Here is a 16772-nt window from a genome sequence, read left to right on the forward strand (position 1 = left end):
AACGTTGTATTTTTAAGCAAAGTGAGACTGAAATAGAGTTGGAATCTTGGTGACTAGCTTGAATTTTATCAATTATTAAGTCATTTAATTTATAAGGTAAATAACTAAGTTCATCTAAAATAGAATAAAACTAATATAAATATAAAAACAAAAAATCCCAATACAAGTTCGTATTAGGATTTTTGTCAAAAAAATGATTGATCATATATTAGTATGAGCTTGTGTTTGCCCTTTTCTCCATGCTTCTCGTAAATCTTGTTCACTCTCTTTTCTAAGTTCGTCTGATAACTCGCGCGTCATACAAGTTTTTCTTTTCAAATTACTCCCTGTTTTCGCTACATATTCACATACTAAGTCTTCATCATTGTAACTGACGGTATCATCAGTATTCTGTGCTGCGCAGCCAGATAATAAAATCAACAAGATTAAAGCTGTAAATTTATCCATGTTTTACTCCATTAAATTGAAAAAAGACATGGTTTTTTCAAACCATGTCTATCAGATTTACTTACTAAATTTATTTAAAAACTAATTTTAGAACTTAACGCCAACACCTAAGTACAAGTGTCTACCTGTTGTAGCATATGTACGTGGGTCAGTATTGTCATTGAAACCAGTCGCCGCATATGGTGGGTCTTGGTCAAATACGTTGCTGACTCCAATAGTAGTACTTACGTTATCAAAGTAATAAGTAAAGCGTGCATCATGTACCGTTTGGCTATCAACTGTACGAGAATCACTTAAATCATCAAGATCTGTAGAACCATCATTGTTAGCATCAAATGGCTCTAATGCTTCACCAATGTAACGGATCTTCCAGTTAGCTGACCAGTTATCTTGTGCTAAGTTAATGTTGAAGTTAGTTTTCCACTCAGGGAAGTTACCATCACCACTTGTACGACGGAACCAACCAGCGTTTTCAATCGTTGAACCATCAGCTTGAGTGATTTCGTAAGTGTCATAGTATGTAGTATCTAGAACGAAGCTTAAATCACCGATACCAGTTTCAATACTGTATTGAGCATTGAAATCATAACCTGATGAATGTACTCCACCCACGTTAATGTTACGATTATCAATATCACTTGAGTTACCATATAAACCTGGGAATTCAGGTCCATAACGAGTAATTAAGTCACAGTAAGTACCTTCTTCAGCACATTTATCTAAAATTAACTGTTCACCAATTGTAGAAATTGCGTTATCTAAATCGATATCCCAGTAATCAAGCGTAAATGATAAATTATCAACAAAACTTGGGCTCCAAACAGCACCGATAGTTACAGTATCTGCCTCTTCAGGTGTTAAATCTTCATTACCACCTAGAGTTGAAGATAATTGGTCACCAATAGGCTCAAAACCGCCTGCTGGAACGCCATCAGCGATACAGAAAGGAGTCGGATTTGTAGCACACTTATCTGAAACTAAAGGACTGTTATCAGAGTTACCAGCGAACAACTCACTCGTAGATGGTGCACGGAATGCTGTAGAAACAGTACCACGGAACATTAATCCATCAATTGGAAGCCAACGAAGACCAAGTTTATAGTTAGTTGTGTCACCAAATGTACTGTAATCAGAATAACGGATTGCACCGTCAATTTCTAAGCTTTCAGCACCAACTACACCAGATAGTAATGGGAAGTTCATTTCTGCATAAAGCTCATCAACTTCGTAGCTACCTTGAGTTTTTTGGCGGCTTGAACCACTAGTAATACCAAGTGCAATTAATGCATCTGGTAAATCTGCGCCTTCCTCTTCACGGTGCTCAGCACCAAATACCATACCTACTGGACCAGCAGGAAGCTCAAATGCATCACCAAATACACTAGCACTTAACACTGTTTGTTCATTAGAACCTAAGTCATGTGCTTCGAACGTAATATAATCAAGCATTTCTTGAGATACTTGAGTATCTGTACCTGGAATACCAAATGTATTTAAAGAAACACAATCAGCGATAGGAGCATCAGCAGTACCACAAACAATATCGCCATTTGCATCCATAAACGATGGACCTACAGCTAAGCTAACTTTTTCAAAGTTAACACCACCTGCACCGGCTGTGCTAGATGAGTTTTGACCGTAAACGTAAGACACTTCATAACCCCAAGTGTCAGCAAACTCACCAGCGATACCAAATACACCACGTACAGTATCAACTTCGAATGTTGAATCACGTCCACCAGTTTCAACCATACGACGACGCCAATCAGCAATATCAACTGTCTCGCCATTGTCATTCTTAGGACCTAACTGTTGGTTCCAATAGTTGTCAGCAGAGTAAGTTGCATCTGTCCAACCGAAGAATGCAAGAGGTGCTAATGGTAATGGAGCAAGTTTAGTTTTAGATGAACGACGGTTAAATGAGACTTCTGAGAAGAAACGCACAGAATCATTAAAGCGATATTCAGCAGATGCATACATACCGTAACGCTCTTGAGGCGTTAAGTGATAGTTTGCAGGTGCATAGTTATAAGTATCTTTATCCCAATCCCAGCAATCATACCCTGTAGGGTTTGTGAAATCAGAAGGATTAGATTGACCAGGGCCATTAGCTGCGCCATGAGTAAATGAATTACAAGTTGCGTCATCAATGCCATTGTTTACGCCGTTATAACGACCCCATGGTGGCGCAGAAGAACCGCCTTTATCTAACTCGCCAGTGGCTGGGTTTAAGTCATATTCAAAAGCTGACCAATCACGGTCACCAGACATTTGCTCTGTTTGCTCTGTGTAATATGCACTTACTACCGCATTTGCTTTGTCACTACTTACACCAACTGTGAAATCTACAGTTTTAGTTTCGCCATCCCAGTTCTCAGTAGAACCGTCATAAGAAACGTTAGCTTCGAAACCTTCAAAATCATTACGAGTGATGATGTTTACAACACCAGCAATTGCATCAGAACCATAAACAGCTGAAGCACCGTCTTTTAACACTTCAACACGTTTAATGATTGCAACAGGAATAGTACTTAAGTCAGCAGATGCGTTAGCACCAGTACCTGAGTTAACCATACGACGGCCGTTAACAAGTACCAATGTTCTTGCGCTACCTAAACCACGTAAAGAAACACGTACTGCACCAGAACCACCGTTGTTAATAGCAGTGTTAGTTGCTGCACCAGCAACTGCAGGAATTTCTTGTAAGATATCACCGATGTTAGAAATACCTGATTCAACAAGATCTTCACGCGTAATAACTTGGACAGGGTTAGCACCTTCCATGTCAACACGTTTGATTCGTGAACCGGTAACTTCGATGCGTTCAACTTTTTCACCTTCTTCAGCAGCAAATGCTACTGGAGTGGTGAATGCCGCCGCAGCCGCACCGCTAATCATTGCTAGACGCACTGATTTAGCTAATAAATTCTTATGCATTGTCAATCTCCCTGGACTTATATCTTTCTTATTTTCCAAACTCGGTAAAACCAAGCTGGTGAATGTGTGCGAATTACACCGCTACTACATTTCAAGAGCAATAAAATCACAAATGAAACATTAATTCAACATATGTTTCATTAACATAACGAGAGTTTCCTTGATAATGGTAGTTAATCTGTCCATTTTAGTGGACAGTATCAGATGATATAACTACCGCAAAACCATAAGACATTGATAGGTAACAGTTTTATTTATTACCAATCAGAACTAAGCTTATTAACATTTTGTTTTCAAATGAACGATATTTAAACAGCTTCATTTCATTGCAAATGGTGAAATACATACTTATTGGTACAAAGTTTTAACATTTAACTTCATCTTTTTTATTCTAAACAAAAAAAAAGCACCCTTTCGGGTGCTTTTTATCAGTGATTAAACTACTAAAGCGTATATCTGATACCGAAACCGATACCATCATCATCTGATAATTTCATAGCAGCTTCTTCACTACCACTGAAGTCACTACTATCAATACGACCTTCAATATAAATTACAGTGTTGGCATCCCAGATGTAATGCAAACCAGCAACCGTGAATTGACGTTTGAAAGTATCACCGTTGTATTCCGCTTTATATTCGTCACCAGCATCTAAGATGTTGTATGAAAGAAATGCACGGATGTTGTTATCAAAGCGGTATGATACTAACGTCTCAACACCATATGCTTCAGAAATTAAGCGACCTAAATTGTCAGTATCGTGGAATTCTTGTTTACTGTAGTTTGCAGCAGCATATAAGCCTTCAGCATCCCAGCCACCGCCATATGTCAAACCAAAGCCATAAATGATGTCAGTTTCTTCGATTTTTTCGTTTTCGATAGTTTCACCTTTGAACTCACCAACGTTCACACCGGCAGTCACAACAAAATTATCGGTAGCTTGGTAAGTAAGGGCTAAGCCATAAGTGTTGTTATATTCGATTGTCGCAACAGTTTGTTGAGCACTGATCAACGGAGCCACAGGCTCGTCACCAATACTTCCATCTGATAATACGTCAAACTCATCTTGTTTTAACTGAGCTTGAACTGCAAAGCTGAAGTCACCAAATGCATTACGGTATTGAACCGTTTTATCACCACGACCAGTACCGTTTACAGAACCATCACCTTTGTTATATGTGTAAGTACCAGAAGCATCACCATCCCAAACAAAACCGTAGTTAGTGTTATAAACGACGTCGTACCAAGCACCCCATTGCTTACCAATCGTCAGCGTACCGTATGTATCATGGTTTACACCTACATAGCCTAAACGGTTCGATAAGAAGTCACCATTCTCATAAGAAAGTTGGTCATTGTTATAAATAATTTCACTGTCACCAAATGGATTTACGCCCCACTCTAGTTTAGCAAACGCATTCCAACCATCGCCCATTTGGCGATCAAAACCAAAGTTAATGCGTGATGCACCATTGACTACTTCTGTAGTGTCTTGACCGTGATAAACACGTGCATCAATGAAGCCACCAATTTCTACTGAGTTCTTGTCATCTTTATAGATTTCAATTGCTGAAGCTGTTGGTACGAACATCACTGCTGCTAGTGTCGAAGCGATTAAAGTCTTTTTCATCGAGCTAAACCTTCCCATTTTAAATTCATCATTGTTGCTGGTAACAGTCCATTTTGTTTGTATTATCCTTTCAACAAAGGCTAGCATGCTGAAATATCACGAAACAAAGAAATGAGCGCAATTTCCGTATGAATATACTAAATACACACATCAAACAGTACAATCAACTACCAAACTATTCAAAAATAGTAACGAATAACCACAAACGCAATATCAAATAACACTAAATTAACATTATCTGATGACTACTAAGACTATCAAACCCTTCCCCTAATAAGGCTAAAACTGGCTCTGCTATCGGCTTTATCTGTTTTTCGATGTAATAGTCATAATCTATTGACTCATTTACAGCAGTAATAGGCTGAGCTCCATTCAATGTCATTCGGTACTCAATTAATGCTCCTCTTCTACCTTTATTCTTATCACCTGTGATCTGGCAAAGCCTAATGGCAGCTTTAACGTGTGGTGAGGATTTAGCGGTATATTCTTCTACATGACGTTTCAATCGTTTTCTAAATATCAACTCATTATCGAATTGCCCCAAAGCCAATTGCTCAAGTTGCTCGTATAGATAAGATTTAACGTCACCATTAGAAAACAATAAAAAATACAAATGGTATTGGATCCTTCTCGCTAACGGGCTCCAATCGCTTCTTACTTGCTCCATTCCTTTGAATGTAAGAGAGAGTTGCCCTTCGGCATCCTTTGATGCGCCGACGTAACGCTTTTTACTGCCAGCTTCTGACCCTCTTAAGGTCGGCATAACAAACTGACTAAAATGACTTTCGAATTCTAGCTCCAAATGACTAGTTAAAGCGTATTCATCCAGACAACGCTGTTGCCACTTAACTGTCATATCATGTGCTAGTTGCTCTCCTAGTTTGTTGATATCTTTTACTTGATGCTTTTCACCCAACCACACAAATGTTGAGTCTGTATCACCATAAATAACCTTATAACCCAATTCTTCAATCCAAACTTTCGTTTGTTTCATAATTTGATGGCCACGCATTGTGATAGAACTTGCCAGTTTAGCGTCATGAAAAACGCACCCTTTTGAGCCTAAAACGCCATATAAAGAGTTCATGATAATTTTAATTGCTTGAGAAAGAGGTTTATCATTATCTTGTTTTGCTTTTTCTCTTTGCAGAGAAAGACTAGCAATAAGACCAGGTAAAATTGCATTATGACGATTAAACTTAGCTTCCAAAAAGCCGTCAACATCATCTTCTAAAGGGTTAAATTTTGCTTCAACAAGACTTTTAGGGTCAATTAAGAAGGTACGTATTATTGAAGGGTACAAACTTTTAAAATCGAGGACTAATACATCTTTATAAAAGCCTGGAATGGAGTCCATAACATAGCCACCTGGAGATTCTAAACCATTGCTGGCTGCTCTCGCTGGTGCAACAAATCCACTTCTATGAAGATGCGGTAAGTACAAGTTATTAAATGCAGCGACCGAGGCACCTACTCGCCCAAACTCAAGACCCGTTAATTTTGCTCTTTCTAATGCAAAAGCCAGTAATTGAGTCTTTTTAAAGATATCCCACACTAACCTACAATCAGTTAAGTTATAAAAAGCTAATGCTTGTTTGTTGTGCTCAAAAAGGTGACATATTTCTTGCCCACGATTTTCAACATGATCAATGGCTTTGCCTTCGTTTAATAAGTGCTGAGAAACATGCTCTAGTGAATAACGCTCGAATTGATAAAAAGCCGCTTTTATCCAATCAATACCATCAAGTACAACCCGTCCAGGCAGCGATAGTGTCTCAGGACGATACTTATCTTCCACCTTCCAAGTCAGCGCTTGTTCATCGCGACCGATTAATAATGCTATTTGATGTATTTGACAACGCTTATACAGTAGCGCCAAATCAAAGGTCACCACCGCCCAGCCAATAATGACATCAGGGTCATACTCTTTGAACCAAGTTATCAGAGCTTTAATTAATGAGACTTCATCACTCACCCAGAGAATGTCATCATCGCTTAATTTGTCGCTATCAAACTTTTTGTTATCTATTGATTCAGACTCTCCTACCATGATGACTTTCTGATAAAGGTCGGTTTGCTCATCTAGCGCTGAATGTGAACCATATAAACCAACAGAATACAGTTCACCAGTTGGGCTGCATTCAAAATCTAAAGACACCATTGAGACAGGCACATTAACTTCTGTTCTTCTGGCTTTGCTTGCTAAGTAAGTGTGAGTCCTTGGATGGTTATCAGTGTTATACGGCAGCTGTGATAAAGGAGCACTAATGGCAAATTCAGCTTGTAATGCTATAAATCTTTCTATTAAAAAACGTTGTTCAGGTCTAATATCTGCTTCATAAATTTCAATACCAGCGTCATTAGCAATGCGCAGCACCTGTTTTAACATCGTTGTTGATTTTACATAAACACAAGAAACATCTTCGTAATTAAAACTTTTTAGGCTTACCGGCTCAATTCTTATACCAGTACTAAAATGACTTAAAATGAACTCAGAATCTATCTGCTTACAAAAGCAAATAACATCAGACTGCTCCACCTCAATGATTGCTGGACCATCAGCTGTTTTTATAAAATACTGCAATAGTAATCGGCCATGTCGATAAATGGCGTGTCGGGTGAGTACGAGCCCTTTTAGGGTGTTTTTTTGCAATTGAGTGTCCATGGATTAACAAGATTACTTTACATATTGAGTGTGATTAACTGAATAAGGTCATAGCCATAGATATTCATAACATCTAAGATCGAGCCCTTCATTATCCGATTTGAATCCTGTCGCTAAAAGTCTTCGCTTAGCTTTTAGCTAGATTATATATTTCGAACAACTAAAATCACTGTTATTATGTACAGCATATAACAGCTAATACAGAATTAGTAAGTAAAGATTGCTAATGGACCCTACATGCTAACGGATCATATCAAAACCCAGATCCGCACTATCTATAAAGATATTGCGACTGCGATGCCAAATTTTCGTTCTCGCAGAGAGCAAAACTTTATGGTGGCAGAAATATCAAAAACCCTAGCTGGTGACTATGATAAACAACGACGCATTATGGTTTGTGAAGCAGGAACCGGTATTGGTAAATCCCTTTCTTATATTCTCGGTACGATTCCATTAGCTTTGGCAAGTAAGAAAAAGGTCTGTATCGCGACAGCAACAGTAGCCTTGCAGGAGCAGTTATTGCATAAGGATTTACCTTTCTTTTTGCAACAATCTGGCGTTGATTTTAAATTCGGTTTAGTTAAAGGCCGCCAGCGTTACGTATGTTTAGCTAAACTCGCTGCCATGATAGGTCCTGAAGACACATCTCAGATGGCAATGTGGCAAACTAAACCAGATCAAAGTCAAATAAATCTCCTCAAAGCCCTACATCAAGATTTTAACGACAATAAGTGGAACGGCGAGATTGATACATTAAAAAAGCCTATTCCTGACTTTTTATGGCAGCAAATTTGCTGTGATAAGCACAGTTGTCATCGCCAAATGTCGAGCCATCATCACTGCCCTTTTCATAAAGCTCGTGAAGATGTCGAGACCTGGGATGTACTTATTGTTAATCACAGTTTGCTGTTTGCCGATCTAGAGTTAGGCGGTGGCGTGATTTTGCCAGAACCTGAAGACATGTTTTATGTCATCGATGAGGCTCATCACTTGCCGACGGTAGCAAGAGATTTTTCAAGTGCTCAAGCAACATTGAGGGGGGCAAGTGATTGGCTTGAAAAAGCGTCAAAGACCTGCTCCAAACTTCAAAATCAACTTAAAACCACACATATTATTGCCCCTGTGCAAGCAATGCTCGATCACATTGACGATTTAGTGACTCAGCTTAATCAAGTTGCCCATTTTTGCGACACACAGCCTAAACTTTTTGCCAACCCAGAAACGCGTTTACGATTCGAAAATGGCAAGCTTCCAGAGTCTTTACTAATACAAGCAGAAAACTTAGCAACTACATCAAATCTTGCAGTAAAACAATTTACCAAGATCCAAAGTGTACTGAATGAAGCTATCAAAGATGGTGAACTACCAAAGCATCAATCAGAAGCTGCTTTATCAGAGGCCGGCTTTATACTGCAAAGATTAGAAAACCTCGCAAAACTCTGGAAAATGCTAGCAAAAGAGGATTCCAAAAAAGGGGCGCCAATGGCTCGCTGGGCAGAACTCATTACCGGTAAGCAACAAGATTACCTATTTTGTGCCTCTCCAATTGAGGTCGGTTTTATGCTTGAGCATATGCTCTGGCAAAAAGCGGCAGGCGTTATATTGTGTAGCGCAACATTAAGAGCCTTAAATAATTTCAATCATTTCGCTCACCAAGTCGGGTTGTCCCTAAATGATGGTAGTCGTTTTTTAGCCTTGTTATCACCCTTTGATTATCAAAATAATGCGACATTGTTTATTCCACAAATGGAAAATGAGCCCACTGAAGATGCTTTTACAGATGAACTAGCAGAACAAGTTATCGCACTCGTAGAAGATGAAATGGCGACATTAGTACTGTTTGCCTCATATTGGCAAATGGAAAAAGTAACAGATAAGGTCAATGGTAAAATAGCCAAAGACCAGCTGTTTGTGCAAGGAACCATGCCAAGGCAACAAATTTTAGAGCAACACAAGCTCCGCTGTGACCAAGGTAAGCCAAGTATTATTTTCGGTACAGGAAGTTTTTCAGAAGGGTTAGATTTACCCGGTGATTACCTTACCAATCTGATTATTACCAAATTACCCTTTGCAGTGCCAACTTCACCAGTTGAACAAGCGCATGCAGAATACATTAAGAGTAAAGGTGGTAATCCATTTTTACAGCTCACCATTCCAGATGCATCACGCAAATTGATTCAAAGTTGTGGTAGATTACTCCGTAAAGAAGATGATTATGGTCGCGTCACCATTTTAGATAGGCGTCTTATTACTAAGCGTTATGGTAAATCATTACTTGATGCCCTTCCGCCATTTCGTAAAGTTATAGAATAGGTATTTATTTGGAATTTCTGTTAGATCCTAGCCATTGGGCGTTTTTGGCTGTTATTGGATTAGTCGCTGGCTTTATTGATGCCGTAGTAGGAGGTGGTGGATTGTTATCAATTCCTGCACTACTGACTATGGGCATTCCGCCTCATTTAGCCTTAGGCACAAATAAGCTGGCAGCATGTTTCGGCTCATTGACCGCTGGATATACTTATTATAAGCAGCAGCTCATCAAACTTAGATTTTGGCGAACCGCCTTTATTACCACTTTTATAGGTGCTGTATTAGGCAGCATTTTAGTTTATTTAATCGACGCCGCTTGGCTCGAAAAAATTCTTCCATTGGTTATCATCAGCATCGCGTTTTATACCTTACTCAGCCCAAAAGCAATGGGAGATAATATCTCTGTTGCGCCCACCCAATCGCCGTGTAAAACGAAACAAGCAGCTCAAGGGACTCTACTAGGTTGCTACGATGGTTTTGCTGGTCCTGGCATTGGTGCCTTTTGGACAGTTAGCAGTATCAGGCTGCACAAGCTACCTTTATTAAACAGTTGCGCCCTTGCTAGGGTCATGACGTTTGTCAGTAATGTCACTGCACTCATTATTTTTGCCCTTTTAGGTGAAGTTGACTGGATACTGGGTCTATGGATGGGAGTGTGTATGATGGCGGGCTCATTCATTGGCGCCAAATCAGCAATACGATTCGGAATTCCCTTTGTCAAACCACTCTTTATTATCGTCGTACTAGCAATTGCAGCTAATCTTGCTTGGACAGCATGGTTATGAGAAATACAAATCAACTAATTCATCAATTAAAGCAGCAGCTCAATACACTTGAACGAGATGCGTTAAATCATGACCAGCAATTGCCTTCACAACAGAAGAAAATGCTGCAAGACATTGAAAGATTTAATTCGCAATTATTTATTCAGCAAGGTGCTCAGCTCACACCCTGTATCCAACAACTTAAAAAAGATATTGTTCAATTAGAAAAGCAACTTTCTCTAAAATTAGACATCAAAATTATCGAGTTAAGTTGCCAAAGAATACAAGACCGCTTTACTGCATTACGTCGAGCTTTAGTGACGACCAATATTAATGTAAAAACAGCTGAACAAAAACGTGCCAACAACCGTGCTAGGTATGCGAAGAAGCAACAGCAGCAACATGCCGACAGTGGATTTGCATGGATAGCTAACAATGTGATGAAAAATAGCCACCAGATTTACCAAGAGCTTAATAAACATTTGAATTGGGCTACAACTTTTGAACAAAAAATTGCAGAAATGGAAACTAAGCTTGCAAACTGTCACAGTGCTGACAAAATCACGATACAAAATGAAATCCTTTCTCTGCACCGCAGATTAGGAAAGTGCCGTCAAGCAATTAGCTATATTGAAGATAGGATTCAAATGTTTGAACGACCGCATCGAAATACAAATCGTTAAGGAGCAACAATGAAATTTACACTGCCGCTGAGTGCGACATTACTGGCTTTTGTCACTTCAACTTCTGTTATTGCAGCAAATCTCTCCATTCCTATGTCTTTTGAATATCTTGCTTTAGACGGCAAAGAAATTGATACCAATATGTTCTCGCATAAAACTAACCTTGAGTTAGATAACGGCCAGCACAAAATTGCAATTCGTTATCATGATATGGTTGATGATGATTTCAGTGATAGCCAAAGTTTTATTAAATCTTCACCATTTATTATCGATATCAAGGTTGATGGCGATTACGAGTATCAGTTAAAGCCTATCGACGGCGACTATGTCAAAAAGCCTAAAGCCTTTGCCAAAGACCCTCAAGTCGTTATTTCTCGAAAAGATAACGGTGCAGTATCGTATACAGTAACTCAAACAGATTATAAAGAGAGTAGTTTTATTTCCAATTTGTTCAACGGTAATCAAGGCGAAGATATTGATACCTTGTCTGCTTCAGCAACGGATAGTAATACAAAATCTTTACCTGTCGCTAAAGTTGCACCTAGTGCGACTGTTGCAGCAACAGCACCTGCTGTAGCGGCTAGTGCAAATGAAGTTAACACGACTAAAACAAGCAGTGCAAAAGTTAACGCCAATAGCCAAACAGGAACACATCCTGAGCAAATGCTTCAATATTGGTGGCTTCAAGCTGATGAAGAAACTCGTAAAGAATTTATGAGCTGGGCGATTAAACAGCTATAATTTTTCTTCATCCCCACCGCGCTTTCGGTTTTACATTTGGGCATACCACTTGTTTATCACACCAGCTACTCTAAGCTGGTGTTACCGAGTGCGCACCGTTTTCCAACCACGAAATATCAATTATTGCAGCAATATTTAATTTCAAGCGGTATAGCCAATACAAAAGACTTTCACTCTCCTACTAAAATTTGCATAGACCAACTAAAACAAGTTCATGATCCCGATTATGTAGATGGCTTTTTAGCTAACACACTCGATACAAAACAAATGAGGCGGATTGGTTTCCCTTGGAGTGAATCATTAGTAGACAGAACCTTACATGCAGTTAATGGCACTGTACTTTGCGCGAAATTGGCAATCGAAAATGGCGTCGCTTTACACTTAAGTGGTGGTTACCATCATGCCCACCAAGATTTCGGTAGTGGCTTCTGTATTTTCAACGATTTGATATTAGCCGCATCGACTATGATCAATTCAGGTAAAGCCAGTAAAGTGTTAATCATTGACTGTGATGTACACCAAGGAGACGGCACTGCCACATTAGCCAGTAATAATACTAATATTGTTACTTGCTCATTTCATTGCCTTAAAAACTTCCCTGCGCGAAAAGCAAAATCAGATCACGATGTTGAATTTCACAAATATACCAGTGATGATCAATTTATCGAGACAATAACAGAAGTTGTTCCCTACCTTATTAATATCCATCAACCAGATTTAATCCTTTATGATGCAGGCGTAGATATCCACATTAACGATGATCTAGGCTATCTCAACATTTCAACCGCTGGAATTTTAGCTAGAGATACAATAATTTTATCTACAGCAAAAAAGGCTCAAATCCCAATCGCGGCAGTTATCGGTGGTGGTTATAGCCGCGATGAAACTGAATTAACCCAACGCCATAGCCAACTTTTTATTGCAGCCAACTCAATCTAGTTGCAAACTGATATAAAAGTAGCGCCATCGGAGTAAATTATGCAGGTTGATATTCGCAATTATTATGAAGTCTTATTAATGGAAATATTAAGAGATGAAGGGTTAATGGAGGAACTGCCAGAAGAATACCTTGCCGACTTATGCTGCGTGACGTTAAATCAGTTGCCTGTTCGCTATATCAGACATCTAGTCGATACGTATTTTTTTGAAGATTATAATGAACTTCAAAATATGAAAAAAGAAATACAGGCCGCATTAGAGAAGTCTAGAGAATTTTTAAAATCGAACTTAAAAAGACGTTTAGCCGAAGAAGAGGCTGAAGCAAAAGCTAAAGTTGCAGCCTTACCAAGCCTAGAAAACACATAATTGATGTTAATAAATACAAATATTAAAAACCGATTACAAACTGACTAGTAAAAGATAAAACGTAATAAAGAAAGATAATAAAGAGAGGATTTGGAGGTTCCCCTAGAGCCACACCTCGGCACATGAGTCACCTGCTGCGGTTGCTCCCTTCCGGGCCTGGCCGAGTTCACAAGTTATCATTGCGAGGGGACCCTAAGGTCACCATAGATTTCACATTAAACGCTTCTTTTAATGTGAACGGCAGGATTATCCCCTAAGCCCCTGCCATGATCAAGCGAAATTATGGCTCATTTGATATGAACATGACTGTTTGCACAATCATTGCCCAATTTGCACATAATTTATCACAACTAAGGTAAATGCATGTTTATGCAATAACTTTAAATTTCAATACTAAATTCATTTCAAAAGTCTATTGATTTGGCCGCTCATTATTAATCGCGCAACAAATACGAGATCTACATCACAATTTCCTTAAAAAGCTTGTAGTTGACCATTAAAATCAGCCAAAAATCACCTGATTATGCATACATTTTTTAACTAAAAGACCTATTATTAGTAATGGCAATTTTAGATGTAAGTAATGTATGTGATGGTACATTGAATAATGGATTTATTCGTTATGCTTACTGAAATTGAATATTCCTAACAGCTTAATAAAACACTGAAAAACTACAATATTGCAACGGATGAGCAATAACACTCCCGCCGGCATAACATTTTCAATATGCCAACTTGCAAATTGCAGATTTCAAAATACCTCTTTAGGCATACTAAGATCTTAATCACAGTGATTATAGAACTAAGTGAATAAAATAAAGAGGCTTATTAAAAGCTTGGATAATATCCATACACTTGATTTTATGATGAAGAATCAAGTACGAATAAAAATCTCTTGCAGGGAACAATGATGAAAAAATTCAATTTCAATACTACTGCTAAAGCGGTATTTAGTGCTGGCTTAATAGCCTTCGCTTTATCCGGTTGTGGCAGTGACGGTACCGACGGTAGTGATGGTGAAGACGGTGTTGTAGGCAAACCAGTTGGTTCTGTTTCAGCGTTAACGAGTACAATTACCACAGCAAGCGTTGATGAAAATCAATTTCTAACTGTTGATTTTAAATTAGCTGATGCAAACGGTGTTGCTCTTACAGGCCTAACACTTGCTGATATCGCCACGATATCTTTCGGACGAGTTGGTTCTGCAAATGAACCAGGTGAAGACGAAATTGTTAATCCAAGTGTCGATAGACAAATTTGGTTAAGTTACTTCAATAAAGACAAAGGCGATGGTTACTTCACAGGCTCTAGCTACTTTGACGGTAGTAAAAGTGAATGTGAAGATTGCTTCGTTGACAATAAAGATGGTAGCTATTCAATTACAATTGATAAAGCAATCGACACTCTAGATAAATACGACTACATGGCAGACGCAACCAACGGCGTTTACATGTCTATCAAAACAACCAACAACGAATCACAAACGTTAGTTAACAATAGTTTCTTCTATTGGGTACCTGCAACTGATGTAGAAGTTGAAAAACCACTACAAATTCTTGCAAATTCAGATTGTCAAACCTGTCACCGTGCTGATCAAGCTGGTGAATTATCAATGCATGGCAGTAAACATAATACAGAAGAAGCATGTTCTTTCTGTCACACTGATTACAACAGCTATAGCAAACAGGATACCGATAGCGAAGGTAATGCAATTGGTGAAGCGTATGAATACGATGGTTCAATCAAAGGTATGGTTCACAGTATCCATACTGAAGCTAACTTCTCTGACGCGGGTGTTTACCCACAAATGACATCAAACTGTTTAACTTGTCATAATCCAAATGAAGAGTTTAACTTAACTGATAGCTGGAAAGCTGATGTTGATACCACTGCATGTTGGAGCTGTCATAGCCCGAGCCCTGCAGCTGAAGCTGCCGGTGTTCCTGCTTCACATCAACAAGGCAATAACTGTTTAACTTGTCATAAAGACGGCGAACGCGCTCGTGGAGCAAATGAAGCCCATTACGCGTTAAACAGTAATTTCTTAGCAACAACACTCAAAGTTGAATTCAACTCTATGACTGTTGCCGATGATGAATCAGAAATTAAAGTAAACTTCACAGTGAAAAATGGTGAAGAATTAGTTGCGATTAACCAAATTGATCCTCGCCCATACCAATATGGTGGATTCAACAGTGCTATCGTCATTAATGGTGTATTAACTGATGACTTCTTAGTGAACTACCAAAAAGTAGGTTACGACACCTTTGTTGAAGAAGCGGATGGTTCTATTACCTCTACGGTCAGTGCTGATAGCTTTGATATCGCAACATTGATTGATGCAGGTTCAACTATCGTACTAAGCAGTCAACTTCATGTTTGTTCTCACAGAGGCGTCATCGAGTACTGTAACGAAGAAGATTTAGATGCTGGTGATCAGAGTGCTCCTTACGTAACCTCTGACACTTACTACTTCAACTTAGATGGTACAGTTGTTGAAGAATCACCACGTATGCAACATGCAGAAATGGCAGATTGTCAGCAATGTCACACGACTGAAATCACTCACCGTTATACCAATGACATTGATGGCTGTGCTTCTTGTCATAATGGTACCCGTGCAACATCAGGTGGTGAATCTTCTAACCTAGCATTTAAAGTTCACTCGAAGCATTACGTTTATGACTCAAGCGGTTCGTTATTCTTCAAGAAAACTGAATGTCAGGCATGTCATGGTGAAGATGGATTCTCTATCCAAAACATCACTGCTGAATCTACACCAGTTGCATTTGGTAAAGATGACAATGGATTGCTCGTTGTATCTCCACAAACTGCAGCTTGTGTTAGTTGTCACGTACCTCCATATGGTTTAAGCGAATCAACTATCCAACACGTTGAAACTAATGGCGGTGTTGTCGGTACGATTGATTCATTAGGTGTTCCAGAAGCTGACTATGATGCATTGAATGTGGTTGAAACATGTTCAACTTGTCATAACGATGGACAAATCCTTGAAGCACACTCTAATTGGGGTGGACAGTAAAGGTTAATTAGCAAAATAAAGAGTCGCCAATGTGCGGCTCTTTTTGCTTTTTACTGATTTAAAGCGAGTTAGAACGACAAATATTATACCTCTTTATAAATAGACCGATCTGCTTCACAGTATCAGTCTAGATTTAAAGATTTTTATCTTGTTGTGGATTAACCTTGTAAGTGATGAATTTAAAACCCAAAAAGCTGAATTGACTCAAAAGACTATGTATCTAGGCACTAAATAAGCCAAGTCAAA

11 protein-coding genes and 1 other RNA gene are annotated in these 16772 nt (G+C 38.9%); 7 read left to right on the forward strand and 5 right to left on the reverse strand.

The annotated features are described in order from the left end of the window. Nucleotides 1–201 precede the first annotated feature (201 nt). The 4 genes from A9267_RS04750 to A9267_RS04765 all read right to left on the reverse strand — a co-directional run bounded on the left by A9267_RS04750 (nt 202) and on the right by A9267_RS04765 (nt 7668). A complete protein-coding gene (locus A9267_RS04750; RefSeq protein ID WP_065108389.1) occupies nt 202–447 on the reverse strand; it encodes a hypothetical protein in 246 nt (81 codons plus the stop codon). An 87-nt stretch (nt 448–534) separates the two neighbouring features. Continuing rightward, complete coding sequence (locus tag A9267_RS04755; protein WP_065108390.1) at nt 535–3384, reverse strand: TonB-dependent receptor; 2850 nt, start codon at nt 3382–3384, stop codon at nt 535–537. A gap of 443 nt (nt 3385–3827) precedes the next feature. Beyond that, a complete protein-coding gene (locus A9267_RS04760) occupies nt 3828–5015 on the reverse strand; it encodes a porin (RefSeq protein ID WP_065108391.1) in 1188 nt (395 codons plus the stop codon). Nucleotides 5016–5238: 223 nt separating this feature from the next. Next, nucleotides 5239–7668, reverse strand: a complete 2430-nt coding sequence (locus A9267_RS04765) for a DNA polymerase II (protein WP_443018780.1) — start codon at nt 7666–7668, stop codon at nt 5239–5241. 249 nt (nt 7669–7917) lie between these two features. Here A9267_RS04765 and dinG point away from each other — a divergent pair, with 249 nt between their 5' ends. Genes dinG through A9267_RS04795 form a run of 6 tightly spaced genes read left to right on the forward strand, consistent with a single transcriptional unit; the run spans nt 7918 to nt 13483 of the window. Then, a complete protein-coding gene (dinG, locus tag A9267_RS04770) occupies nt 7918–9993 on the forward strand; it encodes an ATP-dependent DNA helicase DinG (RefSeq protein WP_065108393.1) in 2076 nt (691 codons plus the stop codon). A gap of 8 nt (nt 9994–10001) precedes the next feature. Beyond that, on the forward strand, nt 10002–10775 hold the full coding sequence (locus A9267_RS04775; protein ID WP_065108394.1) for a sulfite exporter TauE/SafE family protein: 774 nt from the start codon (nt 10002–10004) through the stop codon (nt 10773–10775). After that, nucleotides 10772–11437, forward strand: a complete 666-nt coding sequence (locus A9267_RS04780) for a primosomal replication protein (protein WP_443018781.1) — start codon at nt 10772–10774, stop codon at nt 11435–11437. The genes A9267_RS04775 and A9267_RS04780 overlap by 4 nt, the downstream gene beginning before the upstream one ends. A 9-nt stretch (nt 11438–11446) precedes the next feature. Further along, nucleotides 11447–12178, forward strand: coding sequence for a DUF2057 domain-containing protein (locus A9267_RS04785; protein WP_065108396.1), 732 nt, complete (start codon nt 11447–11449; stop codon nt 12176–12178). 36 nt (nt 12179–12214) lie between these two features. After that, nucleotides 12215–13117, forward strand: coding sequence for a histone deacetylase family protein (locus tag A9267_RS04790; protein WP_055023908.1), 903 nt, complete (start codon nt 12215–12217; stop codon nt 13115–13117). 39 nt (nt 13118–13156) lie between these two features. After that, a complete protein-coding gene (locus A9267_RS04795; protein WP_065108397.1) occupies nt 13157–13483 on the forward strand; it encodes a late competence development ComFB family protein in 327 nt (108 codons plus the stop codon). Nucleotides 13484–13582: 99 nt separating this feature from the next. On the opposite strand, the gene ffs is transcribed toward A9267_RS04795, so the two are convergent. Next, nucleotides 13583–13679: signal recognition particle sRNA small type (gene ffs / locus A9267_RS04800), an RNA gene on the reverse strand. Between the two features lie 714 nt (nt 13680–14393). Here ffs and A9267_RS04805 point away from each other — a divergent pair. After that, a complete protein-coding gene (locus A9267_RS04805; protein WP_065108398.1) occupies nt 14394–16526 on the forward strand; it encodes an OmcA/MtrC family decaheme c-type cytochrome in 2133 nt (710 codons plus the stop codon). The last annotated feature ends 246 nt before the right edge of the window (nt 16527–16772 follow it).

The sequence above is a fragment of the Shewanella sp. UCD-FRSSP16_17 genome (assembly GCF_001675935.1).
Lineage (GTDB): Bacteria > Pseudomonadota > Gammaproteobacteria > Enterobacterales > Shewanellaceae > Shewanella > Shewanella japonica.